Below are 26,535 nucleotides of genomic sequence, written 5' to 3'. Positions count from 1 at the left end.
CGTAAAACACAAAGCCAAAATGAGAAACTCTCTGAAGACGCTTGTGTCTAAGAGAAGTTTATCTTTTTGGAACAGTGTATAGGGCGGGTTCAGTTTAGAAATGTAACCGAACCGTCCTTTCTATTTGTCAATCAATTTTTTCATGTAAACCATATCCATGCCTTCTTTTTCAGGCTCGATATGGGTTTGACGGTAGCCATTTTTCTCATAAAAGGCAACCATGCCCGCATCCTGTAATACCGTACACAAATCCCATTGTTTAATCGTTGGAAATTCTTTTTCCAGCAATCTCAGTCCCTCAGAACCATAACCTTTTCCTTGATACTGGGGTAAAATCGCTGCTGTTCCCAACCAAGCCTTTGTCAACTCTTCATTGGTCTGAACTCGTAAAAATCCAATATTTTCTTCCTTTTCTTTCACAAAGTAGTAATAGCTATTGGGACGCTCAACCAACTTCCACTTGATTCGTTCACGATCCTCAAGATAAGGATCATACTCATCTTGATATTTTTCATAGACAGCCTTAAAGCTAGCTCTTTGAATGGCAATAATAGTTTCTAAATTTTCCGCTCCTGCTCGTTCAATCTGAATCATACTAATACCTCCAAATACACATTCTCTCAACTAGCACTTCTATGCTCTTCCACACGCTGTTTTACTGACCCTTAAATTCTTCAATCACATCTGTATAGTGTTCTTTCATTGCACTATGAATCTGCTGTTTAAAAATACCAAACGTAAGATAATAAACAAATAGAACAATTCCTGCTAACAGTATCAATAATAAAAAATATACTGAAAGAGGCAGCACGAGACCTCTATCACTCAGTAAGGGTATAACAAGCATTAATACCCAAATAACAGCCGTAGAAATCCCAGCTACTTTCATACCACTATCTCTCTGCTTCTTTAACTTTAAATATTCCATATAGATAAATGTAGCTTCTTCTCTAGAATATTGTCCAGTTTTTAGTTTGCGTTTAACTTCCTTATTTAACGTCGTTGTTGCAATTGCAAAAATCATTTTATTTCCTCCAAATAATCCCTCACTCTATCCTGCAACTGGGGCACGACCTTATCTGAGCCAAGAAACTCCTCAGTACTCATCAGTTTGTAGCCCTGTCCTTCATCTCCAAATACGATACTGTCAAACTGGTCCTGTGTCAACTGACCAACTAGAAAGACGGATTCCTTCCCCTCAAAAATCATACTGGGATAGACCTTGCTCCAAAGTAGACAATCTTCGGTCAGATTAATTCCCAGTTCTTCATAAACTTCACGCGCCACGCACTCAAAAGGACTTTCATCACCTTCTCGTCCTCCACCTGGCAATTCCCAGGTATTAGGATATGGAATGTTTGATTTATCATCACGTAAGATAGTTAAGAGCTTATCACCACAAAAGAGGGCAATTTTGCAACCTGTAAAATCAGAAATTTCTATTTCCATATCAGACTCCTAATATCTCGGATAAGGATAAAACTCTCCCTCTTCCAAGCCGACTTTTCCCTCTTCAAAGACTTCTTGGTTCCATTCCATGACGAATTCTTCTGCTTCTGGATCTTCCAAAAAGTCCATGAGCGCATCCAGCCCAACCTCGGCAGTATCTTTGAGGAAAAGTGCAAAATAAGCTAAAAATTCACGAGAAAATCCTTTTTTAGGCAGGTAAGGGATGACCGTCAAATAGTCTTCTACATTAACCGTTGACTTGGCAGGATTGTAGAAAAGAACCGCTTCCTCAAAGAGGATATCGTCTGACGAAACTTCTCCGTCCTCATCCAGCATCTCTACACCAGCAGCGTTTTGCGCTTCTAGTAAAAAACTCACTTCTACCGCGTGATTGCGCTTGTCCCAACTAATCTCAAAGTCAAAGGGAAAGTTCTTGTCCAACTCCTCCTCTAAAACATCTAAAAATCCGTATGTTGCCATTTTGTCCTCTTTCTATGCGACTCTTAAATCGCCCCGATTGCTCGGAAATATGCTAAAATAGATACTACCATCTTACCACATATACATCAGAAAATCCATGTTAGAAAGGACTGCTATGCCAGACAATCTCGCGCTTCGCATGCGCCCAAAAACCATCAACCAGGTCATCGGTCAGGAGCATCTGGTCGGACCTGGAAAAATTATCCGTCGCATGGTGGAAGCCAATCGTCTGTCCTCCATGATTCTCTACGGACCTCCAGGTATTGGCAAGACCAGTATTGCCTCTGCCATCGCTGGAACGACCAAGTATGCCTTTCGGACCTTTAATGCGACAGTGGATAGTAAAAAGCGACTACAAGAAATCGCCGAAGAAGCTAAATTTTCAGGTGGTCTCGTCCTATTATTAGACGAAATTCATCGTCTCGATAAGACTAAGCAAGACTTTCTTCTGCCACTCTTAGAAAGTGGTCTGGTCATCATGATTGGGGCTACGACTGAAAATCCCTTCTTTTCTGTCACTCCAGCCATTCGTAGCCGTGTTCAGATTTTTGAGTTAGAACCCTTGTCTAATCAAGATGTAAAAGGAGCGATTCAAATCGCTCTAACTGACCCTGAGCGTGGTTTTGATTTCCAAGTAGAGCTAGATGAGGATGCACTGGATTTCATCGCGACCTCTACAAATGGAGACCTGCGTTCTGCCTTTAACTCGCTGGATTTGGCTGTTCTCTCTACCCCTGAAAATGACAAGGGGATCCGCCACATCACTCTGAATATCATGGAAAATAGCCTCCAGCGGAGCTATATTACCATGGACAAGGATGGGGACGGTCACTACGATGTCCTTTCAGCCCTACAAAAGTCCATCCGTGGCTCGGATGTCGATGCCAGTCTCCACTATGCGGCCCGCTTGATTGAGGCTGGAGATTTGCCCAGTCTCGCTCGTCGTTTGACCGTCATCGCTTATGAAGATATCGGTTTGGCCAATCCTGAAGCTCAGATTCATACTGTAACTGCTCTAGATGCTGCTCAAAAGATTGGCTTCCCAGAAGCTCGCATTCTCATTGCCAATGTCGTGATTGACTTGGCCCTCTCTCCAAAATCCAACTCAGCCTATGTGGCCATGGACAAGGCCCTTGCTGACCTCAAAACATCAGGTCATTTACCTATTCCGCGCCACCTGCGCGATGGCCACTACAGTGGAAGCAAGGAACTAGGGAATGCGCAAAACTATCTCTATCCGCACAACTATCCTGGAAACTGGGTCAAGCAGGACTATCTGCCAGAAAAAATTAAAGATCAGCACTACTTCACTCCGGAAGATACTGGCAAATACGAACGGGCTTTAGCTCAACGCAAGGAAACCATTGATAAATTACGGGACTTGTGAAATCCTTTTCAAATAATTGCATTTTCCTCTTGATTTTTTTTGAAAAAGTGGTATCATATAAACATAGAAACGCTGTGGTGTACGACTTCACACTTAAGTGTTGACCGACTATTTTTTGTATTATTAGGGAAACAAAAGTCTTCTAACAGCATGTAGGCCGTCTCACACGGAAACAGCTTCAGTTAGAGCGAGTTGCCCACCTGCTTAATTGCGCGGGTTCAATACAAACCGTGAAGTTTCGGCACCAATACAGCTTTTTCTTTGCCTCCTTAGCTCAGCTGGCAGAGCAGCGGACTCTTAATCCGTGGGTCACAGGTTCGATCCCTGTAGGGGGCATCTAAATACAACAGGAAAAGCCTTGATAACCAAGGCTTTTTTGCTTATCTATAACTGATTTGCCTCATCATTTGCCCCACTTTTAAATCTATCTTTTCTTTTTGAACCAAATTACATCTTTACAAATAGTGTAAAGCCAGTTACTTTTGCTTTGATGCCATACAATATTTTCATGTAGAGAAGACAAATTTTATCTTCTCTTTTTATTTTCAAAATAATAAAAACTGATTTTCTTTTCATAAATCAGACTGAAACTTCCAAATTTTCCATTTTGTTTATTGACATTTCCTCTAAAAAGGTGTATAATATTTTTATTATCAAACTATACTATACTATACTATATAGGGGGTATTGAAATGAAATTTTCTAATCGTTTACTGCTATTCCTTGCAGGAGTTGTTTTTGTCCTTTTAGGACTTTTCCTATTTACAAACCCAGTAGCTAATCTTGTTGCTTACAGCTGGTGGATTGCATTTGGTTTACTGGTTTCTTCTATAGCAGCTATTTTAGGCTATTTCTCTGTACCAAAAGAGCTTCGCTCACCAGCTCATCTTTTCCAAGGGATTGTTAATCTTCTCTTAGCTCTTTACCTCGTTGCCTATGGCTTTGTGACGCTGCCAGTTGTCATTCCAACTATTTTAGGAATTTGGTTAATTGTAGAAGCCATTATAGCTTTCTTTAAAGGCAATCGTCTGGGATTGATTTTCCCTATTATTGGCAACCATATCATGTGGATAGCGTTGCTTGCATTTTTACTAGGTCTAGTGATTTTGTTCAATCCAGTAGCTACAAGTGTCTTTGTCGTTTATGTCGTTGCCTTTGCATTTTTAATTGTTGGTTTCACCTATATCCTTGATGCCTTTCGTAAATAATCTAGCTGCCATTTTGGGCATATTAAAAAAGCTGGGAAGTTACATTCTCAGCTTTTTATTTGCCTTCTTAGATCAGTTGGTAGAGCAGTAGACTCTTAATCTATGGGTCGCAGGTTCGAGCCCTGCAGGGGGCACATCTAAATCAACAGAAATAAGCCTTGAAACCAAGGCTTTTTTTAACGTCTAATAGCTTTTTGTAGAAAAGTATTTAAAAATAAAAGAGAAGAGAATCTCTCACTCTCTTCTCAGTATATCTTATTAAATTTAGTTTTTCTTAATCTACCTGATTTTCCTTTGCAACGACAAATTCTTTAACCAGTCGATAGATAACAGCAAATACGGGGGTAAAGAATATCATTCCAAGTAGTCCGAAAAGATTCCCTCCGATACTAGCAGCCGCAAGCGTGAAAAGGGCTGGTAAGCCAATAGATTGACCCACAACTTTGGGATAGATAAGATTTCCCTCAATCAGTTGTATGATTTGATATAGAAGAAGAGAAAGTAAGGCTTGAGTAGGACTCACTGTGAAGATAAAAATCGCTCCCACAACACAAGCAATCATAGGCCCTACATAAGGAATGAACGATAGCACTCCTGCAAAGATACCTGTCATTACTCCATAGGGTATCCCAAACACGCTGTAACCAACCGCTATCATAACTCCTATGATGACTGCTTCAATCAGCTGACTCATCAAAAATTGGTCATAAGTCTCTAGTGCTACTTGTCCAATGCAAGTTAACTTTGTCACCACTTTCTCTGGAAATATAACTTTTAGAAGTCGACTCGTCATCGCTGCCAGATGTTCCTTACTGGATAAAAATGAAAAGGTAAATACTATAATCAGAAAGGCATTCATTATACTTGAAAAAATATTTCCTATATTACTAGTCAGACCGGATAAGAAGGTTATCAAAGCTTGACTAATAGAGCTAGACTGTCCCTGAATTCCTGATACGATAGTTGACAGCATGTCTTTGGTTACAAATTCCGAGCTGTCTAGCAATTTCCTAAGTTGAGTCAGGACTGTTGAAAGGACTGTTCCCAGCTGACTAATAGTCTGAGCTAGGGTTGGCAGCACCAAAACCAAAAGAGCAATCACGATTAAGATAAGAGCTAGGAAAACAAGTACCATGGCAATCGGACGACGCAACTCTGCCTTTACCTTCAATTTAACTAAATACTGTTCAATTTTTTTCATAGGAACATTAAGCACAAAAGCAATAACAGCACCATAAATCAAGGTTGATATTACATCAAAGAGAGAGATTGCTCCTGATATAAAGCTCGATGCATTCAGAATTACAAGAGCAACCAGCCCTATAAAAAGGATTAACGGAGTATATTTTTTAACTAAGTTCATAAATTCTCCTTAATAAACATGTTTAGATACGACTATACTATTTGGTTTTTCAAACTCTCGATCAAGGTAGGCTTGGTAAGTTCCTGGAGCGATAAATCCTTTGGGTGAGAGGATATCGGTGCCAGCCTGACCGACTATGGTATCAGCCAAGAGCACACAGTTTGTAGATAAGACAAAGTAGGATTTAAACTTAGATTTGATAAATTTATAAAGTTCCCCATCTGTCTCGTGTCTGATTTTATAAGCGTAGGTGTAGTCTTCCTTACCATCACCTGTCATGATTTTATCTGCACTTGGCTCCCATGGAATTGTCAGTTGTTTCAATTCAGCCAACTTTTTCTGAACTGCTTTTTCCATTTCAGGCGTCAAATATATCCCATAACCAAAAAGCGTTTTTTGACTCTCACGTTTACATAGGTCAATGTACTTGTCACGATCACAGAAATATAAGACACCATCTCCTACCATGCCAAATAAGGTCTCAGAAGACGGATCATAGTTGCCATAAGAAATAACACGGCCTTGATAGCAGATATCCACATGACCAATTGCCGAAAACAGAGAGGTCTCAGCTGTATGAACAAAAATTTCAAGCTCCGCTGTCTTACCAGACTTCACCATTCCAAGATGGATATCTTCTTCCTCATCAGCATTTTCCAGCATAAATTTGTTAATTTTTGCTAAAGTTCTTGCAGGGATGAGAGCGGCTAGGACAATAGGTAAGCTAATTCTAATGCGACGTTTGAGATGGTTTTTCCCAATTTCCTCCTCAAACAAGAAACCGTCACGGATATTGGACACACCATAAAGGAAAAAATAAGCCCCTAATACAAAGAGTTGAAAGACAGAATTTCCTGTAGAGGACAAAAGACTAGTCCCACCAAGAAAAACTAGTACGAGTCCATCTAGTAAGAGACGAAAACGAGGTCGAATTTTGTTTTTGCGGTAGAGAACATAGGTGACAAGGTTGATAGTAGCATGAAAAATCTGATAAACTCCAATCACAAGAGCCAAAATATAAATCGGCACATCCGTCGCAAAATTGGAGCCAAGCAAATATCCCAGCACTAACAATTTAACCAGTGCAACTCCCAAGGTGTCCGTTGACTGACTTTTTTTGAAAATACGTAATACTAAATCTAAGACCGTTGCTATCCAAGCTAAAAACAGAACCAGTCGAATAACCGTTACTGGCAACCAAGTCCCCGTAACCATCAAGATAAGACCTAGCAGAACAAATAAGAAACCCTGAGCAAGTAATTTCCTACCTGTCAGACCTAAAGATAGAATTTTTTCCATATAAAAACCTTTCAACAATAAAAATTAAACACTCCGATTAAACTGACTAGTAAATAGCCAACACTACAAACAGCCTGTGCCAGCAACATATGGTGACTAGAAATGACTGTAGTAATGTCACCATCTTGTCTTATGCACTTCTAAAAATTGTTTTATTGATTCGAAAACAAAGCTAATAAAAATTAACTAAACTTGAGAGATAAGTACAATTGAGACGAAAAAATGTATAACCAATTCAACTTGTTAAGGTAAGAAAGCATTATTTCCAATCTATTAATTATTCATCTATTACTTATTATGACACAATATTCCCTATAGTTCAACTTTTTACTTGTTTTTATATTACACGGACTAAAAAGTTTTCAACAGTTGATTGCATGTGTTTTAATAAGTTTTAACCTTTCTTGGTTAGATAAAAAAAGAACCATACAGTTTAGAATCTGTATGGTTTTTGCCCCACTTTTGTCCCATTTTTAAATCATGACATTGAAAATACCTAAAATCACTTATATTTCAATATTTTTAATTGCTCTCAATATGAAAGTCCTTTCCAAATCCCTGTAGGGGGCATCTAAATCAACAGGAAAAAGCCTTGGAATCAAGGCTTTTTTGTGTAGTCTTAGCACTAAAAAACGATAGAAAAAACACCCCTTCTGAACTGCACCCCAAAAGTTAGACAGAAAAAACCTAACTTTTGTGGCGCAGTTCATTCGCGTCACATGAAGTTATTTAAGCATCTCCTTTTTTTTTATTACCATTTTCTGTTATAATAAATTGTACTTCTAAAATAGAAAGGTCTTAAGATGACAACTCTTGTTAAACATAAACGTGTAAATTATTCAGAACTTTTTTATGATCTAGTTTTTGTTTTTGCGATTTCAAAAGTAACTGCTTTAATTCACCATCTTCATAACGGTATTTTGACTTGGAATTCTTTCCTTGATTTTCTCATTGCTACTTTGATTCTCATCGATTCCTGGATGATTCAAACCGATTATACCAATCGCTATGGAAAGAACTCTTTATTTAACATAGTAATCATGTTTATCAAAATGGGAATTTTACTCTTTATAGCCAATATGATTGGACCTGATTGGCAACAATATTTTCATTATGTCTGTTGGGCTATTGGTACATTAACCCTTACCTTATTTTTTCAATATTTGGTTGAGTTTTTTAAAAAATCAACCGATAATGTTCATAGGGAAAGTATCAAAGGTTTTCTATGGATAACAGGTCTACGAAGTTTAGAAATCTATCTAGCAGCTCTTCTTCCTATTTACATTGGAGTCTATATCCTTTATGCTAGTATTCTGCTAACATTTATTATGCCAAGTATCTTGCTTAATAAAGATAAGCATTACCAGGTAAATCTCCCCCATTTAATCGAGCGCATCTCCCTTCTTGTCATTATTATGTTTGGAGAGATGATTACGGAGCTAGCTAACTTCTTTACAATCGAGAATTTCTCGATTTATTCGGTTCTTTATTTCATTATTATGATTTCTCTGTTCTTGTTTTATTTTGGTCAATTCGACCATGCTATTGATGAAAAATCTAATCAAAAGGGGCTATTTCTAATTTACAGTCACTATCCTATTTTCATTGGACTTATGATGATGACTGTATCGATGGGATTTCTTCAGAATCCTGAAGCTAATCGTCTCTTTGCAACCAGCTTCTCTTATATCGGATTTGGCCTCTTTCAAGCTGCTGTCCTAGTAAATGGGCCCCATAACAAACACTATCTTCGCTATTCGAAAAGTTACTACTGTGTCCAAGCTACACTCTATCTGGCTGCCTTGATTCTCTCTTTAATCTTTGCTTCTAATCCTATAATAGTAGTAAGTATTACAACCATTTTAGCTCTAGCTATAGCTATTCATTCTATTTATTTTTATATGACACAGACTAAAAAACATTCCACACCTTACTGGGAGTTGTTTTAATGAGTTTATAAGATTAAAAAGCTTTGGGAACCAAGGCTTTTTGTTGTTCTGAACTAAAAAATGACAGGATTGTTAGGATATTCTGAGTTTAGTATAGATAAAATTCTTTCCTTATAAAACAAAAAACGCTATCTAGCGTTTTTTGTTATTCTTAGTTACTCGTCTAATCGAATAAACATCATTGCGTTAAGCAAAGAGATGAGAGCGACTGTATTGACATTATTGGAATAGATCAGTCTCTTATTTTCAATAGGTGGAATAATAAAATTTGAAATAATGATGTCGTAAGGTGATTCTTTTAGAGCATCAATGGACAACTCTAATTCACTCCAGACCTCCAGTTCAAAATTGTTACTGCAATAGTAAGCAAGTGTCTCGGCTACTGATTTTGCATGATACTGATCAAAATTACTCACGACCAAAACCTTTAATTTAGGTTGGTTTTGTAAAAGATTTAACACTAAGTGTTTGCTATGGGTGATAAAAGTATAGGATAAATGATTGACCTTCATTGAATTACGATCCATATCCAAAGCCTCTAGATAGTGTTCAATCCCTTCCTTCACCTCTGAAACAAAGCGAGGGAAAATATTTTGAAAGTTCTTGATTGTATTGCCTTTTTGATCAAATAGGATAAACTCTGTCGATAATTCCTGGCGATGCAGATGCGCCGTATTGTGCAGATGCCAAATCAGATTGTCCTTATTGTCTACTTGAAGATTATACTCTCTTGATACCTGATCTACTAGCTTTCCCAATAACTGATACGATTTTTTTACATAGCTGTCTGTTTTTGCATGGTTGAGAAATACTTCTTCATCTATGAAAAACATTTTTTGAAAATAGGTTACAAATAATTGACCTATTACTTCTTTATTCAGAGAGATATGATATTCAGAGTCAAAGCTCGCTACAATCTCTTCGATGCCTTCTGCCTGCATAAACGATTCCAACAATTGATTGTTAAAAGAGTCTCTCTCAACTTCCATGAAATGACCAAACTTTATGCGATATAAATTTGTAACCAGAAGTAATTTTAACATTCTGTGAGTTGATAAATTCATCGGGAAAGAAGTTGCTTTATAGACTAATTCCAATAATTGAGACAAGGGTTCTTGAGAAAAATCTTCAAAAGGCCATTCAAGGAAATAATATTTCTCTGAAAAATACTGGGCAAAAAAGTAACGGATATCAATCTCATTTCCAGTGATTCGAACTGGATTGAGGCTAACTTCAAAACGATATTGTTTCTTAATAATTTTATTAATGTGACTGATGATACGGTAAAGAGAGGAAGAACTGATATAAAACTCTTTGCAAATACTATCAGTATCACATCCTTCATTAAAGAAGATAAATTCTAAAATTGAAAAGTGGGTTGAATGCTTAAAAAAATGATGATAGACCATCTCAATATCACTATCATCAGTGTTAATGATACGGATGCCGTTTGTTGAGGAATGAAATATCAGGTCAGGAAAAGAAGATCTGACTTGGGACAAGTCATCTTTTACAGAACGTTCTGTACAGTGCAATAATTCTGCTAGTTCTGAAATATGAAACCAGCGTTTGTTTTCAAATAGTAATTCTAATAATTCTAATTGTCTGTGACTTTTTTTCGATAATAAATCTCTCATGTATAACTTTTCTTTCTTTATAATAAACTAATTGATTGTCTTTCAATCTTCATGCAATTATACCACATAGAGTGTATTTATCCTCTTACAACGACTTTTGCTTGCTATGAAAAGACTCGCTTCATAACCTAGAAACTCAGTAGAATCTAGCTTTTCTTATTTATCTGTATCTAGAGTACATGTTTACAGTACGGTTTTTAAGACGTACTATTATGTTTCCAAGTTGAGATAGTATATAATTAGTTCAATCAAAGATGTTGATTCTTTGATTTAGAAATAGAAAAGGAGGATACACTATGTTGTGGTCCATTATTGTAGGAGGTCTTATTGGTCTCATCGCAGGTGCAATCACTAAAAAAGGTGGTTCAATGGGATTGATTGCAAATATCTTTGCAGGTCTTATCGGTTCATCTGTAGGGCAATCACTTCTAGGAAGCTGGGGACCTTCATTGGCTGGAATGGCTATTATTCCGTCAATCGTAGGTGCAGTGATTGTTGTTGCAGTTGTTTCATTTCTATTTGGTAAAAAATAAGCATTACCTAATAAGAAATTAAAAGTGATAAGCCATAATTTTGAATACAGTAGACGGGTAAAATTATGGTTTAAAGCTTTTCATTTGAAAGGATTTAATATGTCAAAATCAAAGAAAATATTGTTACTTATTTTCTGTATTTTAATCTTGGCTATTTTCCTTCCTATTCTCATAGATTATCATCAGGTCAGTGATTTAGATATCCACTTATTCAGTTGGAGAGAACTCTACGCTGAATTTCTGATTGCTAGATATGTCTTTTGGGGGACACTTGTCCTATCTGTTTTAGTGTTAATTTCAATGCTAGTAATACTCTTCTATCCTAAACAGTATTTAGAGATTCAATTAGAGACTCAAGAAGATACATTAAAACTAAAAAATTCAGCTATCGAAGGCTTTGTTCGATGTTTGGTCATTGATCATCAGTTGATCAAAGAACCAACAGTCCATGTAAATAGCCGCAAAAATAAATGTTTCGTTACTGTAGAAGGGAAAATTCTTCCTTCAGACAACATCTCAAATCGATGTCTAGTCATTCAGAATGAAATAACTCATGGATTAAAGCAGTTCTTTGGTATTGAACGTGAGGTAAAACTTGAAGTTAAAGTGAAAGAATTTGAACCTCCAAAAACGACCAAAAAGACTGTTAGTCGTGTAAAGTAAGGAAGTAAAAATGGAATGGTTTAAAAAATATCAGTATCCAATTATTGCAGGTTTAGTAGGTGTCATTCTCGCTTGCTTTATCTTATCCTTTGGCTTTTTCAAAACACTCTTTGTACTAATTTGTGGAGCCTTAGGAGCATTTGCAGGATACTATGTTAAGGAAAAATATTTAAATAAATAAAGGAGTCTCGTATGTCAAACGTAGATAAAAATGTAGAAAAAAAAGATGTTGCTGTTGTTTCTCAAGATGTTAAAGGGGAACTCACTTATGAGGATAAAGTCATCCAAAAAATCATTGGTCTTTCACTTGAAAAAGTACCTGGACTTTTGGATGTGGATGGAGGATTCTTCTCTAATCTAACAGAAAAAATTATCAATACAGATAATGTCACTCATGGTGTCAATGTTGAAGTTGGGAAAGAGCAAGTTGCAGTTGACTTGAACATTGTTGTTGAGTACCAAAAGAATGTCCCTGCTTTGTACAAAGAAATCAAAGATGTTGTCGTATCACAAGTTACAAAAATGACTGATCTAGAAGTTGTTGAAGTCAATGTGAATGTTGTTGATATCAAAACGAAGGAACAGCATGAAGCAGATTCAGTTAGCCTCCAAGACCGAGTAACTGACGTGGCTTCTTCAACAGGAGAATTTGCTTCAGAACAATTTGAAAAAGTGAAATCTGGTATCGGTTCAGGTGTTGCTGCTGTTCAAGAAAAAGTAGGCGAAGGTGTTGAAGCCGTTAAGGGCGAAGCAAAGGAAAATGCTCGCGTACACTAATTCACCTAATCAAAATCAATCAATTTAAAGGAGGCAGAATCATGTCAACAGAAGAAAAATTAAACCAAGCAAAAGGTTCCATTAAAGAAGGTGTCGGCAAAATGATCGGCGATGAAAAAATGGAAAAAGAAGGAACAGCTGAAAAAGTTGTTTCTAAAGTAAAAGAAGTTGCTGAAGATGCTAAAGACGCTGTCGAAGGCGCTATTGAAGGTGTGAAAAACATGCTTCACAAAGATGAAAAATAAGGCTAAACGTTAATTGACCTTTTCATTATAGTAGTCAAAAAGAGGACCGTAAATGTCCTCTTTTTTTGTAGATCGGATTCTAAACACGCTTCCCATTTTTCGTTAAAAGGTAGTGTCAACAGGAAAAGCCTTGGTTTCAGGGCTTTTTTGCTTACTTAAAATAGTATGTTTTTATTGAATTGAAACAAATTTTAAAAGCTTGCACACTACTAGACTGGCTTATTTATCCACCACCTGAGCCTCAAATTGGGCTAGTTGGTTGTCTACATTGGTAATGGTTATCGTGTAGGGCTTGTTATTGGTGGCATCAAACACTTTTTCACCTTGGTAACTCACAACAACTCCATCTTTTTCTAAATAAATATCTGCTTGATTGTTTGGAAGTTCTTCATCCTCCTCATCGAAACCATGGCTTTTTGTAATTTTTTGTCCCTCTACTTCATAGTAAACATCACCATTACTCTCACTCCAAACACTTGAGCCAGTTAATTTAATTTTACTTGAATCGTTTTTCTTCAAGATGAAGATTGAATAGTATTCCAAATCTTGTGTTCTGGGATTTACTCTTAAGTTGACGGATTGACCTGGTTGAAGAGTGTATTTGCCATAGTTCAAAACGGAAATGACAAACCAGACTAGCAGCAAACTATACAAGACTCCTATAATCATTCGTGAGCGCCTACTCTTAAACAAACGTAAAAGTAACACAAAAGAGACAATAAAGAGCAATTCTGTAAACATTCTTGTCCCTCCTTTCTTATCATCGTTGACATTCTAAACAAGATCTCGTGTTAGTTTCTCAATAGTGCCATCAACCATATAAAGTCTGATACATCTTATCTAGAAAAGCTTTCAACTCTTTTTGAACAATCTTTAACAAGCGTTCTTCTTCGGCTTGAGATATCGTCACACTTTCTTTATTTTGATTACTAATATAAGAATAGTAACTACGTTTTAGAGTAAATTGATGATCTAAAATATAGTAGGCATCTATTTTTTCCTCATTTACCATTGTTTCAAATAAAACCGAGACTTCATCCCTTCTAGGATTCGACATTTTCAAATCGATGTCTCCTTTTATCCCTATGGAGTCAATTCCTCCATCCAAGCGAATGGCACCGTCGGGAGGAACAATATAGCCAGCTTTTCGCATGTCAGACGCATATTTTCCTGACGCCGTTAAATGTTTTAAGACGGCTATAGTGTCCTTTTCTTCAAAGGAGGTCTTTAATTGGAACCGTTCTTGGTGGCTTTGATACTGAGAATAAAGAGTGATACCAACAACTAAGGCAAGTACAGAAGCGAGCAAGATTCGTATTTTTCTAGGTCTCGACATTTTTATCTCCTCTATCTAAGAAATCATAGAAGTCTTGTTTCTAACTTTGAAAGAGAACTTCCTTTTCCTTAAAAATCCTTGGGACTCTAGCCCCACCTGACTGTTATCTGCCCTTTTTCATGATGTATTTTCGTATAGGTACTTCAACCATTTGAACGGTTTCAAATCCTTCTTTTTGGTAAAGCTTGTAAGCTGTTTGATTTGCCTCGTAGACATTTAGAGAAATAGTGTCTATGTCTTCATTTTCAAAGGCCAAACTAACAAATTTCCTTAAAGCCTGGCTACCTAAGCCCTGCCCCTGTTTCTGGGGATTGATAAAAAATCTCCCGATATGAAGATTCCTGTCTTCTAGCCTGATTTTCTGGATAAGCCCCACAAACTCTTGTCCATCAAAGATTGAAAAGATTCCTTTCAAATCTTGCAAGATTTGAATTGTTAAGGGAAAAGGAATCATTGTTCCCATCCATTGTTCTTGAAAGGATTTGCCAAGGGAGTTGGACCATTGGCATACGAGCTGAGCATTTTCTATGCTCACATTTTCTTCAAAACGAATTGTCATCTTGACCTCACCATCTTATCAATGTTTCTTTATTATACTACTTCTTCTATTTTTTACGAATAGATAAGTATGATTGATCTTTATTTTTTTCTTGTCGGGAGCATTCTCGCTTCCTTCTTGGGTTTGGTCATTGACCGTTTTCCTGAGCAATCCATTATTCGACCGGCTAGTCACTGTGATTCCTGTCAGACTCGCTTGCGTCCCTCAGATTTGATTCCTATTCTCTCGCAGGTCTTCAATCGCTTTCGCTGTCGCTACTGCAAGATTCGCTATCCATTCTGGTATGCCCTTTTTGAATTCGGCTTAGGACTCCTCTTTCTGACTTGGTCTTTGGGTTGGATTTCCTTGGGTCAAGCCATCCTAATCACTGCTGGCTCAACCTTGGGCATCTACGACTTTCGCCATCAGGAATATCCCTTACTAGTCTGGCTGACGTTCCACCTAATCCTCATGGCCTGCTCTGGCTGGAATCTGGTTATGATTTTCTTCCTTGTCCTCGGAATCATGGCCCATTTTATCGATATCCGCATGGGAGCAGGAGATTTTCTATTTCTGGCTTCTTGTGCGCTCGTTTTTAGTGTGACAGAATTACTCATCTTGATTCAGTTCTCTTCGGCAGCAGGGATTTTAGCCTTTCTTTCGCAAAAGAAAAAGGAAAGACTTCCTTTCGTGCCTTTCCTCTTACTTGCTGCGACTATAATAATTTTCTATCAGTTCTTATTAGTTTGTTGAATTGGGAACCCAAAGCTCAACTTCTGCATCCATGGGATTACCGTTTAAAAGTATTTCTAAGATAATTCCATCATTGTAAAGCGAACTATATTCTCCCTCAAAAAAGTTATCCTCCAATTTATCAAACAAGAGTCTTGATTTATCACCACTGGCTGAGCTTACTAAATAATCTTTCTCTGGGACAAGAATGCTTTCGTAACCTGCCACAGCATCATTTGCCGCAACTCCTGCGTAGTATTGTATACCATCTTTATGAGGAACTATCAAAGCATAGCCTCTTTTATCTAGAGAATGGGGCATCAATTTTCCTAGCATTCCTTCTTTAAATAACTGAGTATAGAATGCCGTTTTCTCTTTAGAATAGTGATGTTCATGAACTGTAGTTCCTTCTATCAAAATACTCTTGCCAACTAAGGTAAACGATGGTTTAGTTTGATGTTTCATTATATGAACTCCTTTCTTTATGGTATAATCATAACGAAAGTAATATGACAACTATCTGTCATATTTAAGGAGAAAATTATGAAAATTGACCGTCAAATGGGGATTATTTCTCATTTAGCAAATAAACGAAAAACAACAGCTAAAGAATTATCAGAACTTTTTAAAGTCAGCACACGAACTATTATGAGAGATATTGATGATTTATCTCTTGCAGGCATTCCTCTCTATGTAATGAAAGGAAAAAATGGAGGCATTTTTCTTATGGAAGACTTCCAAACTGACAAACCTCCCCTGACCCAATCCGAGAGGCTTTCGATCGAATCTGGTTTAAAAAGCCGTTATCAAGTATTGGAAGATGCCTCTACTTTCAATGCTATATTGAAATTAAATGCTACCAATACATACTCTGATTTCGAAATTGATTTATCTCTATCTCAAGGGAACTTGGAAATACGAACTTTGATTTTTAAGTTATTGGAAGCTATCAGAGGTAGAGTAAAAATAAAATTTTCCTATATTAATTCACAAGGACTGGTGAGTCAAAAAAATTGTGAGCCTTACCGTATTGTCTATAAGGACCGGAGTTGGTATATGGATGCCTACGATACTGATAAAGCGCGTTTTTCTGTTTTTAAAGTTGCTAGAATTAGTGAACTTACTCTCTCCGATACTTTTTCAAAAAGACATTTTACACCACTTCCCTATGATGGTGGTGCTTGGATGAATGAAAACAAAGTACCTGTCATCCTGCATGTCCAGAAAATTGTTCTTGATCGATTTGTGGAACTCTTAGGCTATAATGCCATAAAACCTATTAATAGCGATATTTACGAGATTACTTATCCGTTAAACGACAATGATTGGGGATACAATACCTTGCTTGCTTTTGGAAAATACATCACTGTTATATCTCCTAAGCATTTCCTGAAACATTTCACCAACTATATAGATACCATTCATAAGCAATACCCAAACTAATATTCAACTGTCATTCATGAACTTATACCCTCAAAAGAAAAAGGAAAGACTGCCGTTTGTGCCTTTCCTCTTACTTGCTGTTTGTTTGATTATTTTTGGTAAGCTACTGCTTGTTTGATAAAGTCCTCAATCGGCTCTCCTTGGTGGAGAGCTTTTACAATTTTCGAACCAACGATAACACCATCTGATACCGCATTAAAGCGTTCTACATCTTCTTGACTAGACACACCAAAACCTGTCAAGACTGGGATGTCAGCTACTTGATGCAATTGTGCCAGGTGCTTGTCCAAGTCTGCACGGTAATTTCCTGATTTTCCTGTTACCCCATTAACAGCAACGGCATAGACGAATCCTTCAGCTCCCTTGATCAACTCTTTTTGGCGCTCAAGTCCTGTTGTCAAGCTAACTAGGGGAATCAAGGCGATATCTGTGTCTGCCAAAAAAGGCTCTACAAAGTTGGCATGCTCATGAGGCAGGTCTGGGATAATCAATCCCTTAACAGTTGTATCTGCCAAATCTTTGACAAATTTGTCCACACCATACTGAAAGAGGGGATTGAAGTAGGTCATAATGACAAGAGGAATTTCTGTTTGAATGGTTTTCAAGGTTTCAACCAAAGCCTGGGTAGAAGTTCCATGAGCTAGACTGCGCAAGCCTGCTTCTTCGATCACAGGTCCATCTGCAACAGGGTCTGAAAAGGGAATACCCACTTCAATAGCTGAAACACCCAAATCTTCTAAAAAGTGGATTGTTTCACCAAGACCATCTAATCCTTTCTCATGGTCTCCAGCCATGATATAGGGAACAAAAATTCCTTTTCCAGCTGCTTTGATAGCGTTCAATTTTTCTGTTAAAGTCTTAGGCATGGGCTTCTCCCTTCTTTGCTGCATCTACTTCCAAGCGGTCTTTGACTTGAACCACATCCTTGTCCCCACGACCGGATAGGCAGACAATCATAGACTTGTCTGGTCCAAGTTCTTTGGCCAATTTCACTGCAAAGGCAATGGCATGGCTAGATTCCAAGGCTGGGATAATCCCTTCCACGCGAGACAAGAGTTTGAATCCTTCCAAGGCTTCCTCGTCCGTCACAGGAACATAGCTGGCACGTTTGATATCGTGGTAGTGTGAATGTTCTGGACCGATACCAGGATAGTCCAAACCTGCTGAGATAGAGAAGGCTTCAAGAATTTGACCATGTGCATCTTGGAGCACATCCATAAGCGAACCGTGGAGAACACCCGGACGACCCTTGGTCAAGGTCGCTGCGTGATGCTCTGTATCCACACCAAGCCCTGCTGCTTCAGCTCCATACATAGCTACTGACTCATCTTCTACAAATGGATGGAAAAGGCCGATGGCATTCGAACCACCACCAACACAGGCTACTAGGGCATCTGGTAGGGCTTGGCCTGTCAAGTCACGGTACTGTTGTTTGGCTTCTCGACCAATGACACTTTGGAAGTCACGAACGATTTCTGGGAAAGGATGAGGTCCCAAGGCAGAACCAAGGATATAGTGAGTATCATCGATATTAGCCACCCATGAACGAAGGGCTGCATTAACCGCATCCTTGAGCACGCGCGAACCATCTGTCACAGCCTCAACCTTAGCTCCCAAAAGCTCCATACGAAAGACATTAAGGGCTTGGCGTTTGACATCTTCCTCACCCATGTAAATGGTACATTCCATGTTAAAGAGGGCTGCAGCTGTTGCAGTTGCCACACCGTGCTGACCAGCACCCGTTTCAGCGATAATTTTCTTTTTGCCCATGCGTTTAGCCAGAAGAACTTGTCCCAAGGCATTGTTAATCTTGTGGGCCCCTGTATGGTTGAGGTCTTCCCGTTTGAGATAAATCTTGGCTCCACCGATATGCTGGGTCAAGTTTTTTGCATAGTAAAGAGGAGTTTCACGTCCTACATACTGGCGCAAAAGTTGGTTTAATTCCTCTTGGAAACTTGGGTCTGCCTGACTTTCACGGTAGGCCTTCTCCAACTCCAAAACTGCTGTCATCAATGTCTCTGGGACGAAACGTCCGCCGAATTTTCCATAAAATCCATCTTTATTTGGTTCTTGATATGCCATGCTTTACTCTCTCTATAAATCTTCTAATCTTTTCATGATCTTTTTGTCCATCCGTCTCCACTCCACTTGATACATCTACTGCATAGGGAGTAAAGTGTTGAATTGCTTTTGCTACATTGTCTTCATTAAGCCCACCTGCGATAAAGAAGGGCTGAGCTAGTCCTGTCGTATCCAGTTGACCCCAGTCAAAGGTCTGGCCACTCCCAGCCACAGGGGCATCAAAGAGGAGATAATCCGCCTGAGAATTGGGGACATGCCCCTCTCCATCCACCTGCACGGCCTGAATACTGCTACAAGGCAAATCTTCAAACAACTCATCTGCCACCTGACCATGAACTTGAACCAAGTCCAAGCTAACTTTGTCAATTGCTTCTAGCAATTCTGCTCGACTTGGTGAAACAAATACACCAACCTTTTTAACATTAGCAGGAATGAGCTTTGCCAGCTCTGCGGTCTCTTCCAAGGTCACCTGCCTTTTACTAGGTGCAAAGACAAAACCAATGTAGTCTGCCCCTGCTGAAACAGCTGTCTCTACCGCTTCTTTGGTCGATAGGCCACAAATCTTAACCTTTGTCAATCTGCAACTCCTTGATTCTCTGGGCTACATCTTCTGCCTGCATGAGAGCTGTTCCCACCAAAATTCCGTTAAAGTATGGTGCTACTCGTTCCGCATCCTGCCCTGTGAAAATGGCAGATTCAGAAATGTAATAGCGACCTTCCTCAAAGTGCTGGGCCAAGTCTACACTGGTCTGCAAGTCGACTTCAAAGGTGGTCAAGTTGCGGTTATTAACCCCAATAATCTGGGCACCCAGTCTGTGGGCCACCTCTAGTTCAGCTAGATTGTGGGTCTCCACCAAGACTTCCAGACCAAGCTCTGTCGCGTAATCATACAGTTCCTTGAGGCGTTCTTCTGACAAGGCCGCAACGATGAGCAAGATAACTGTCGCGCCGGCATTGCGAGCACGGATGATTTGCTTTTCATCGATGATAAAGTCCTTGTTGAGCGTTGGAATGTTTACCTGACTGGAAATCTCCCGCAGATAATCCAAATGCCCTTTAAAGAAAACCTCATCTGTCAAAACCGAAATCATCACTGCGCCGTTCGCTTCATAAGTCTGGGCCTGTTGCACAATATCCACATCGAGATTGATATCTCCCAGACTAGGGCTAGCCTTTTTGACCTCAGCGATTACCTGTAAACGGTCCTGATGTTGTTTTAAATAGTCAGCCAAGCGATAGGTCTGGCGCAAGGGCTGGATTTCCTCCAGCTTCATTTGCTCAACTTCACGCGCCTTCTGCTCCAAAATTCGTGCTAAAAATTCCTGACTCATTTTTGATACTCCTGTAACAGTCTGAGTTTTTCTAGGGCCTTACCACTAGCAATCACTTGACGGGCCAAGGCAACTCCTTCCTTGATACTAGCTACCTTACCATTAGCATAGAAACCAAGACCAGCATTTAAAACTGTCGTTTCCAAGAATGGACTTGGTTCGTTTTGAAGAACGCTAAGCAAAATCTCTGCATTTTCCTGAGCATTCCCTCCACGGATATCTTCAATAGCGTAGCGTTCCATCCCCAAATCCTCTGGAGTAAAACTGGATAAGGTAATTTCGCCATTTTCAAGAAGAGCAATCTTGGTTGTTCCGTTCAAGCCGGCTTCATCAAGACCTTCTGGTCCAGCAACCACAACGGCACGTTTTCGCCCCATATTTTTCAAAACCTGAGCGGTACTTTCTAGCAGTTCTGGACGACTAATACCAAGAAGCTGTGTTTCCAAGGCCATTGGGTGAATCAGTGGACCAGTCAAGTTCATGATTGTTGGAATTCCTAGTTCCAAACGAGCGGGCATGATGTACTTCATAGCTGGGTGCATATTTTTAGCAAAGAGAAAGACGATTCCAGTTTTATCAAAAACCTTACCTAGTTCAGCTGGTTTGAGGTCAAGATTGATACCCAATGCTTGAAGGACATCTGCAGAACCCGATTTAGAAGAAATCGAACGGTTACCGTGCTTGGCCATGTGGATGCCGCCACCAGCCAAGACAAAGGCTGCAGTTGTCGAAATGTTAAAGCTGAAAGACTTGTCCCCACCTGTACCGCAGTTATCCATAGCATCATGTATCTCAGTTGGAATGTGTTGGGCATGCCCTCTCATGACTTGTGCAATGGCTGTGCGTTCTTCCGGTGTTTCCCCCTTCATCTTAAGGGCCAAGAGAAGAGAAGCAATCTGCGCTTCGGTTACACGCCCAGTTACGATACGCTCAATGACATCCGTCATTTCCACACCTGATAAATTTTCAAATTTTGCTAGTTTTTCAATAATCTCTTTCATCCTAGTTTCCTCACTTTACAACCTTCTCGATAAAATTCCGAATAGAAGACAAGCCATCTGGCGTTCCGATACTCTCTGGATGGTATTGGAAGCCATAAATCGGCAGGCTTTTGTGTTGAATTCCCATAATAGCCTGGTCATCAGTCGAACGAGCTGTCACTTCAAACTCTTCTGGCATTTCTTCAATCAAAATACTATGATAACGCATGACTGGACGACCATCCTCAATGCCTTGATAGAGAACAGATGGCGCTTCAAAGCTGATATGGCTCTGTTTCCCATGCATGACTTTTGGAGCCAAGCCTAGCTTCCCACCAAAGACTTCTGCGATGGCTTGGTGACCCAAACAAATCCCTAGAATTGGCTTCTTGCCTGCAAAGTCACGAATCATGTCTTCCATCTTTCCGGCATCCACCGGCCAACCAGGACCGGGAGAAAAGACCAGACCATCTGCTTTTTCAGCTTCTTCATACAGCTTGGGATCATCATTTCTCAAGACCTGCACTTCTGCAAAATTCCCAATGTACTGCGCCAAGTTATAGGTAAAAGAATCATAGTTATCAATCAATAAAATCATGGTCTTAGTTCTCCAATTCTAGTCATAGATTTAGCCTTGTTAATGGTTTCTTGGTATTCGTTTTGGGCGATAGAATCATAGACAATCCCTGCCCCAGCCTGCACATAGGCTGTTTGATCTTTGAGAATCATGGTTCGGATGGCAATGGCCAAATCCATATCACCCGTCGCAGACAAGTAGCCGATTGCTCCTGCGTATACGCCTCGTTTTTCCGTTTCCAGTTCATAGATGCGTCTCATGGCCCGAATCTTTGGTGCTCCTGAAACTGTTCCAGCTGGAAGTGTAGCTTTCAAGGCATCCATGGCAGTGAGTTCTGGAAGCAAACGCCCTTTCACCACGCTGGTCAAATGCATGACATAGCGGAAGAGCTCCACTTCCATATACTTAGTGACTTGGACACTGGCTGTTTCAGAGATGCGGCCAATATCGTTACGTCCCAAGTCTACTAACATCCGATGTTCTGCTGTTTCCTTCTCATCAGAAAGCAGGTCAGTCGCCAAGGCCTTGTCCTCTTCATCCGTAGCCCCTCTTGGTCGTGTACCTGCAATCGGATTGGTTGTCACAATGCCATTTTTGACAGAAACCAAACTTTCAGGACTGGCACCGATGATTTGATAATCCCCAAAATCATAGAAATAGAGGTAATTAGAAGGATTAGTCACGCGGAGATTTCTGTAGAAGTCAAATGGATTTCCAGTAACCTCTGCTGAGAAACGCTGGCTGAGCACACATTGGAACATATCACCATTACGAATCAAGTCACGAGCGGTTTCGACCATTTGCTCAAACTTCTGAGGAGCAATATGCGATTTGAAATCCAACGGAGATAAATCCAAGTCTTCAAATTCATTTGGAGCAGGGTTGCGTAATTCCTCCAGCACTTGGTTCAAAGCTTTTTCCAAATCTTCTTGGCTGCGATTGCTATAAAGAGCATCCTCAATGACATGGATTTTTTCCTTCTTATGGTCAAAAACTATGTAACTCTCATAGACAAAGAAATGCATGTCTGGCGTCCCAATGGTATCTTGAGGAATCTGGCCAATCTCTTCATAAAGAGAAATCATATCGTAACCCACAAAGCCAATAGCTCCTCCACCAAAAGGTAGGTCTGAATGGTGCTGACTCTTATGAGTCACTTCATAAAGGAAATCCAAAGGATCCCGATCAATCACTTGACCATTTTGATAAAGAACTCCATTTTCAAACTGAATCTCAAAAACAGGATTATAGGCTAGGATAGAAAATCGAGCTGTTTCCTTGTCTCTCGGAATACTCTCTAAGATAACCTTGTGTTGCCCCTTTAGGCGCATATAAGCCAAGATTGGTGATAAGACATCTCCATGAATGATTCGTTCCATTGTAATTTCCCTTTCAGTTCTACTTCTAGTCCGTGGTGACTGTATGAAAAATCCCCACGCAAAATAACTTGCGTGAGGACGAAATTCGCGGTGCCACCTCAATTATAGGATTTCTCCTATCTCTCATTCCTGTCTCAGAAAGCTCCTGTAACAGGCTGTGCGATAAAGGGCACTCCCTTGAGAATTATGTTTTCTTCTCTTGTTTCAGATGGACCCAACCTTACAGCTTTCTCTGCTTGTTTCCAGCAACCACAAGCTCTCTGTGAGAGAAAGGACTGTAATTTTTCCATCTATTTTTTATCTTCTAGGTAGTCTGCAATAGCAGCTACGTCCTTGTCTCCACGACCAGAGACATTGATGATGATAATCTCATCTTTACTTAGTTTCGGTGCACGTTTAACTGCTTCTGCGATGGCATGCGAACTTTCAATCGCTGGGATAATCCCTTCAGTCTTACTAAGAAGGAGCAAAGCTTGAACAGCTTCTTCATCTGTCGCTGCTACGTATTCTACGCGACCAGAATCTTTGAAGTAGGCGTGTTCTGGGCCAACCCCTGGATAGTCCAAACCAGCTGAGATAGAGTAAACTGGCGCCAGCTCTCCGTCTTCCTTAAAGACTGCATAGGTCTTCATACCATCGACAATTCCGACACTACCTTTTGTCATAGTGGCTGCGTGCTTGTCAGTATCAAGTCCGTGACCGGCAGCTTCAACCCCAACCAATTTGACTTCTTCATCAGCCACATACTGCGAAAAAGCACCGATGGCATTGGAACCACCACCTACACAGGCAATGACGTAGTCTGGTAAACGGCCTTCTTTTTCTAAGATTTGACGACGAGACTCTTCACCGATGACCTTTTGGAATTCATGAACAATTGTAGGATAAGGATGAGGGCCTACAGCAGATCCCAAAACGTAGAAGGCTTCAAGGTCATTCATCCATGCTCCAAAGGCTGCATCGACCGCATCCTTGAGAGTTCGTGTCCCTGTTTCAACTGCGTGAACGGTCGCTCCCATCATCTCCATGCGGAAGACATTGAGACGTTGACGCTCCACATCCTCCGCTCCCATGTAGACATCACAAGCCATACCAAACTTGGCTGCAGCCGCGGCTGTCGCAACACCGTGCTGACCAGCTCCTGTTTCCGCAATCACTCTTTTTTTGCCCATACGTTTGGCAAGAAGGATTTGACCTAAAACGTTGTTGAGTTTGTGGGAACCCAGATGGTTCAGGTCTTCGCGCTTGAGATAAATCTTAGCGCCACCTAGGTGGTCTGTCAAACTTTCCGCAAAATAGAGTGGTGTTTCGCGACCTGAATAGTCTTTTAAGTAATGGCGAAACTCTGCCAAAAACTCTGGATCATCCTTGTACTTGTCAAAAGTCACTTCTAACTCATCCAACAAAGCCTGAATCGGTTCCGGTACAAAACTACCACCAAATTGTCCAAAATATCCTTTAGTTGTCATAAAATTTCCTCCTTCTGTATGAATCCGGCTTTTTGTTTGCTTTTAGTAGTAGGCAAGGAGCTGTAGATAGAACTCAAGTTCATCAAAGCGACTTAACGCCCTAATAAAAGATAAACAAAATGACGGATAGAAAAAAGCCCACACACAGAATTAAATTCCGTGTGAGGGCGTTGGTAACGCGGTGCCACCTCAATTATAAAGGGACTATCCCCCTTTACATCTCTACCTTGTCTAACAACAAGTTGCACTGTAAGGTGTGCGCACCGAATTTTCATTGTTTCAAACTCATTTTTAAAATCAGCCCATTTTCACTACTTCCAACCACCTGTTCACAATCACCACAGGCTCCCTGAAGATCAAAAATAGTTACTTTTCTGATTTGTTGAGAATATTATATGCTATTGTCCGCTTTTTGTCAAGATTTTTTTATGATTTTTTTCCTGATCCGAGGATTTCTTCGGAAATTCTCACCAAAGTCTTAACGATATAATCAACTTCTTCATCGCTTAATTTTGTATGAAGTGGAAGCGTAATTTCATTTTCAAAGAAGGCATAGGCTCTTGGATAATCTGCCATATCGAAACCAAGATTCTTATAGGCTGTCAAAAGAGGAAGCGGTTTATAGTGTACATTACTTGCAATTCCTGCTTTGGCCAATTCTTGGATGATGAGGTTGCGTTCTTTTAAACTTGCTCCTTCTACATGAGTGATGTAGAGGTGGCGTGAAGATTCGACAGTATCAGTCTTGTGTGCCAGTGGATGGATACGAGTACCCGTAAAACCACGATCATAGCGGTCCACGATGTCCTTACGACGTTGTAGCAAAGCTGGGTAACGATCCAATTGTACCAAACCAATCGAAGCCATGATATCCGTCATGTTGCACTTGTAGGCTGGTGTAACGATATCGTATTCCCATGAACCCAATTGCATCTTGGCAAGAGCGTCTTTAGTTTGCCCGTGAAGAGAAAGGATTTGGAATTCCTTGTACATCTCTTCATCGTCAATCGCTGGATTGGCTTTCCACGTCGCACTTCCTCCCTCAGCCGTTGTAAAGTTCTTAACGGCATGGAATGAGAAGGAAGTAAAGTCAGCGATCGAACCAGCTGGTTGCCCTTTGTATGTAGATCCTAAAGCATGGGCACTATCAGAGACAATCACGATACGGTTAAAGGCCTTTTGCCACTTGCTTGAAGCGGTAAAGAGATCACGTTTTTTCTCCACAACTTGGAACAAACGGTCATAGTCGCAAACAATCCCTGCAAGCTCAACCGGAATAATCACCTTAGTCTTTTCAGTAATGGCTTGCTCAAGTAGGTCATAGTCCATTTCAAACGTATCTGCTTGGATATCCACCATGACAGGGGTCGCTCCCACATGAGTGATAACACTACATGAAGCTGTATAGGTCATGGCTGGAACGATGACTTCATCACCAGGTCCCACTTCCAAAACACGCAAAATCAACTCAAGAGCGGCAGTCGCAGAGTTGAGGCAGACAGTCTTTGGTGTCTGTGTGTGTTGGGACAAACGACGCTCCAGTTCTTTTGTCTTCGGACCTGTTGTGATCCAACCAGAACGAAGGGTATCCGCTACTTCAGCAATTTCAGCTTCTGTAATATCGGGTGGTGAAAATGGAATATTGTAATTTGGCATTGATTTGCTCCTTTTATCTGTA

30 protein-coding genes and 2 tRNA genes are annotated in these 26,535 nt (G+C 39.9%); 12 read left to right on the top strand and 20 right to left on the bottom strand.

Annotated features, from left to right (window positions below; all coding sequences use genetic code 11):
• Positions 1 to 120 precede the first annotated feature (120 nt).
• The 4 genes from NML69_RS06885 to NML69_RS06870 form a co-directional block, all read right to left on the bottom strand.
• The gene (locus tag NML69_RS06885) at positions 121 to 594 is read right to left on the bottom strand and encodes a GNAT family N-acetyltransferase (RefSeq protein ID WP_049499958.1); all 474 of its coding nucleotides are present in this window, start codon (positions 592 to 594) and stop codon (positions 121 to 123) included.
• 61 nt (positions 595 to 655) lie between these two features.
• Positions 656 to 1,024 (bottom strand): hypothetical protein, encoded by a 369-nt coding sequence (locus NML69_RS06880; RefSeq protein WP_254725936.1) that lies wholly within the window; start codon positions 1,022 to 1,024, stop codon positions 656 to 658.
• Positions 1,021 to 1,449 (bottom strand): NUDIX hydrolase, encoded by a 429-nt coding sequence (locus NML69_RS06875; protein WP_049479771.1) that lies wholly within the window; start codon positions 1,447 to 1,449, stop codon positions 1,021 to 1,023. Before NML69_RS06875 ends, NML69_RS06880 begins: the two co-directional genes overlap by 4 nt.
• Before the next feature lie 9 nt (positions 1,450 to 1,458).
• On the bottom strand, positions 1,459 to 1,929 hold the full coding sequence (locus tag NML69_RS06870; protein ID WP_254725934.1) for a DUF3013 family protein: 471 nt from the start codon (positions 1,927 to 1,929) through the stop codon (positions 1,459 to 1,461).
• A gap of 115 nt (positions 1,930 to 2,044) precedes the next feature.
• Between NML69_RS06870 and NML69_RS06865 the strand changes: the two genes are divergently transcribed.
• From NML69_RS06865 to NML69_RS06850, 4 genes are all read left to right on the top strand, one after another.
• Positions 2,045 to 3,316, top strand: a complete 1,272-nt coding sequence (locus NML69_RS06865; RefSeq protein WP_254725932.1) for a replication-associated recombination protein A — start codon at positions 2,045 to 2,047, stop codon at positions 3,314 to 3,316.
• Between the two features lie 263 nt (positions 3,317 to 3,579).
• A tRNA-Lys gene (locus tag NML69_RS06860) sits at positions 3,580 to 3,652 on the top strand.
• 356 nt (positions 3,653 to 4,008) lie between these two features.
• Positions 4,009 to 4,524: a DUF308 domain-containing protein gene (locus NML69_RS06855; protein ID WP_000672739.1), complete on the top strand. Its 516-nt coding sequence runs from the start codon at positions 4,009 to 4,011 to the stop codon at positions 4,522 to 4,524.
• Positions 4,525 to 4,585: 61 nt separating this feature from the next.
• A tRNA-Lys gene (locus tag NML69_RS06850) sits at positions 4,586 to 4,658 on the top strand.
• Between the two features lie 140 nt (positions 4,659 to 4,798).
• On the opposite strand, the gene NML69_RS06845 is transcribed toward NML69_RS06850, so the two are convergent.
• Positions 4,799 to 5,887, bottom strand: a complete 1,089-nt coding sequence (locus NML69_RS06845) for an AI-2E family transporter (RefSeq protein ID WP_042768539.1) — start codon at positions 5,885 to 5,887, stop codon at positions 4,799 to 4,801.
• A gap of 9 nt (positions 5,888 to 5,896) precedes the next feature.
• Positions 5,897 to 7,186, bottom strand: coding sequence for a membrane protein (locus NML69_RS06840; protein WP_042768538.1), 1,290 nt, complete (start codon positions 7,184 to 7,186; stop codon positions 5,897 to 5,899).
• Between the two features lie 803 nt (positions 7,187 to 7,989).
• Here NML69_RS06840 and NML69_RS06835 point away from each other — a divergent pair.
• On the top strand, positions 7,990 to 9,135 hold the full coding sequence (locus NML69_RS06835; RefSeq protein ID WP_048775918.1) for a low temperature requirement protein A: 1,146 nt from the start codon (positions 7,990 to 7,992) through the stop codon (positions 9,133 to 9,135).
• 155 nt (positions 9,136 to 9,290) lie between these two features.
• Here NML69_RS06835 and NML69_RS06830 read toward each other — a convergent pair whose 3' ends face one another.
• Positions 9,291 to 10,772, bottom strand: coding sequence for a M protein trans-acting positive regulator PRD domain-containing protein (locus tag NML69_RS06830; RefSeq protein WP_254725930.1), 1,482 nt, complete (start codon positions 10,770 to 10,772; stop codon positions 9,291 to 9,293).
• 296 nt (positions 10,773 to 11,068) lie between these two features.
• Here NML69_RS06830 and NML69_RS06825 point away from each other — a divergent pair, with 296 nt between their 5' ends.
• From NML69_RS06825 to NML69_RS06805, 5 genes are all read left to right on the top strand, one after another.
• A complete protein-coding gene (locus tag NML69_RS06825; protein ID WP_000964741.1) occupies positions 11,069 to 11,305 on the top strand; it encodes a GlsB/YeaQ/YmgE family stress response membrane protein in 237 nt (78 codons plus the stop codon).
• A 99-nt stretch (positions 11,306 to 11,404) separates the two neighbouring features.
• Positions 11,405 to 11,968, top strand: coding sequence for an alkaline shock response membrane anchor protein AmaP (amaP, locus tag NML69_RS06820; RefSeq protein WP_045616760.1), 564 nt, complete (start codon positions 11,405 to 11,407; stop codon positions 11,966 to 11,968).
• Between the two features lie 10 nt (positions 11,969 to 11,978).
• Complete coding sequence (locus tag NML69_RS06815; RefSeq protein ID WP_000454669.1) at positions 11,979 to 12,149, top strand: DUF2273 domain-containing protein; 171 nt, start codon at positions 11,979 to 11,981, stop codon at positions 12,147 to 12,149.
• An 11-nt stretch (positions 12,150 to 12,160) separates the two neighbouring features.
• The gene (locus tag NML69_RS06810; RefSeq protein ID WP_000072931.1) at positions 12,161 to 12,745 is read left to right on the top strand and encodes an Asp23/Gls24 family envelope stress response protein; all 585 of its coding nucleotides are present in this window, start codon (positions 12,161 to 12,163) and stop codon (positions 12,743 to 12,745) included.
• A gap of 41 nt (positions 12,746 to 12,786) precedes the next feature.
• Positions 12,787 to 12,990 carry a CsbD family protein gene (locus NML69_RS06805; RefSeq protein WP_000102421.1) on the top strand — a complete coding sequence of 68 codons (204 nt, stop codon included), beginning with the start codon at positions 12,787 to 12,789 and terminating at the stop codon, positions 12,988 to 12,990.
• A gap of 219 nt (positions 12,991 to 13,209) precedes the next feature.
• Here NML69_RS06805 and NML69_RS06800 read toward each other — a convergent pair whose 3' ends face one another.
• The 3 genes from NML69_RS06800 to NML69_RS06790 form a co-directional block, all read right to left on the bottom strand.
• Positions 13,210 to 13,731: a hypothetical protein gene (locus NML69_RS06800; protein WP_254725928.1), complete on the bottom strand. Its 522-nt coding sequence runs from the start codon at positions 13,729 to 13,731 to the stop codon at positions 13,210 to 13,212.
• A gap of 70 nt (positions 13,732 to 13,801) precedes the next feature.
• Entirely contained in the window at positions 13,802 to 14,326 is a 525-nt protein-coding gene (locus NML69_RS06795; RefSeq protein WP_049519702.1) for a hypothetical protein, read from the bottom strand.
• Between the two features lie 103 nt (positions 14,327 to 14,429).
• Positions 14,430 to 14,885 carry a GNAT family N-acetyltransferase gene (locus NML69_RS06790; RefSeq protein ID WP_049519700.1) on the bottom strand — a complete coding sequence of 152 codons (456 nt, stop codon included), beginning with the start codon at positions 14,883 to 14,885 and terminating at the stop codon, positions 14,430 to 14,432.
• Between the two features lie 69 nt (positions 14,886 to 14,954).
• Between NML69_RS06790 and NML69_RS06785 the strand changes: the two genes are divergently transcribed.
• Complete coding sequence (locus NML69_RS06785) at positions 14,955 to 15,617, top strand: A24 family peptidase (protein ID WP_254725926.1); 663 nt, start codon at positions 14,955 to 14,957, stop codon at positions 15,615 to 15,617.
• Here NML69_RS06785 and NML69_RS06780 read toward each other — a convergent pair.
• On the bottom strand, positions 15,606 to 16,061 hold the full coding sequence (locus NML69_RS06780; protein WP_142350307.1) for an effector binding domain-containing protein: 456 nt from the start codon (positions 16,059 to 16,061) through the stop codon (positions 15,606 to 15,608). The genes NML69_RS06785 and NML69_RS06780 overlap by 12 nt on opposite strands.
• A 78-nt stretch (positions 16,062 to 16,139) precedes the next feature.
• On the opposite strand from NML69_RS06780, the gene NML69_RS06775 reads away from it, so the two are divergent.
• A complete protein-coding gene (locus tag NML69_RS06775; RefSeq protein ID WP_070568217.1) occupies positions 16,140 to 17,039 on the top strand; it encodes a YafY family protein in 900 nt (299 codons plus the stop codon).
• Positions 17,040 to 17,128: 89 nt separating this feature from the next.
• Here NML69_RS06775 and trpA read toward each other — a convergent pair whose 3' ends face one another.
• The 9 genes from trpA to NML69_RS06730 form a co-directional block, all read right to left on the bottom strand.
• Complete coding sequence (gene trpA / locus NML69_RS06770) at positions 17,129 to 17,905, bottom strand: tryptophan synthase subunit alpha (protein WP_198464434.1); 777 nt, start codon at positions 17,903 to 17,905, stop codon at positions 17,129 to 17,131.
• A complete protein-coding gene (trpB, locus tag NML69_RS06765; RefSeq protein ID WP_061427966.1) occupies positions 17,898 to 19,121 on the bottom strand; it encodes a tryptophan synthase subunit beta in 1,224 nt (407 codons plus the stop codon). Before trpB (NML69_RS06765) ends, trpA begins: the two co-directional genes overlap by 8 nt.
• On the bottom strand, positions 19,099 to 19,698 hold the full coding sequence (locus tag NML69_RS06760) for a phosphoribosylanthranilate isomerase (RefSeq protein WP_061427967.1): 600 nt from the start codon (positions 19,696 to 19,698) through the stop codon (positions 19,099 to 19,101). The genes trpB (NML69_RS06765) and NML69_RS06760 overlap by 23 nt, the downstream gene beginning before the upstream one ends.
• Complete coding sequence (gene trpC / locus NML69_RS06755) at positions 19,685 to 20,452, bottom strand: indole-3-glycerol phosphate synthase TrpC (RefSeq protein ID WP_254725924.1); 768 nt, start codon at positions 20,450 to 20,452, stop codon at positions 19,685 to 19,687. Before trpC ends, NML69_RS06760 begins: the two co-directional genes overlap by 14 nt.
• Positions 20,449 to 21,453 (bottom strand): anthranilate phosphoribosyltransferase, encoded by a 1,005-nt coding sequence (gene trpD, locus NML69_RS06750; RefSeq protein WP_000658698.1) that lies wholly within the window; start codon positions 21,451 to 21,453, stop codon positions 20,449 to 20,451. Before trpD ends, trpC begins: the two co-directional genes overlap by 4 nt.
• Before the next feature lie 10 nt (positions 21,454 to 21,463).
• The gene (locus NML69_RS06745) at positions 21,464 to 22,030 is read right to left on the bottom strand and encodes an aminodeoxychorismate/anthranilate synthase component II (RefSeq protein ID WP_000601899.1); all 567 of its coding nucleotides are present in this window, start codon (positions 22,028 to 22,030) and stop codon (positions 21,464 to 21,466) included.
• Complete coding sequence (gene trpE / locus NML69_RS06740; RefSeq protein WP_254725922.1) at positions 22,027 to 23,388, bottom strand: anthranilate synthase component I; 1,362 nt, start codon at positions 23,386 to 23,388, stop codon at positions 22,027 to 22,029. Before trpE ends, NML69_RS06745 begins: the two co-directional genes overlap by 4 nt.
• Positions 23,389 to 23,678: 290 nt before the next feature.
• Positions 23,679 to 24,857, bottom strand: coding sequence for a tryptophan synthase subunit beta (gene trpB / locus NML69_RS06735; protein WP_254725920.1), 1,179 nt, complete (start codon positions 24,855 to 24,857; stop codon positions 23,679 to 23,681).
• A gap of 426 nt (positions 24,858 to 25,283) precedes the next feature.
• Positions 25,284 to 26,513 carry a DegT/DnrJ/EryC1/StrS aminotransferase family protein gene (locus tag NML69_RS06730; protein WP_254725909.1) on the bottom strand — a complete coding sequence of 410 codons (1,230 nt, stop codon included), beginning with the start codon at positions 26,511 to 26,513 and terminating at the stop codon, positions 25,284 to 25,286.
• Positions 26,514 to 26,535: the final 22 nt, after the last annotated feature.

This window comes from Streptococcus sp. CF8-6 (assembly GCF_024295845.1).
Taxonomy (GTDB): Bacteria; Bacillota; Bacilli; order Lactobacillales; family Streptococcaceae; genus Streptococcus; species Streptococcus oralis_BO.
Note: the sequence above shows the minus strand (reverse complement) of the source record. Positions and strands in the feature narration are given on the sequence as shown.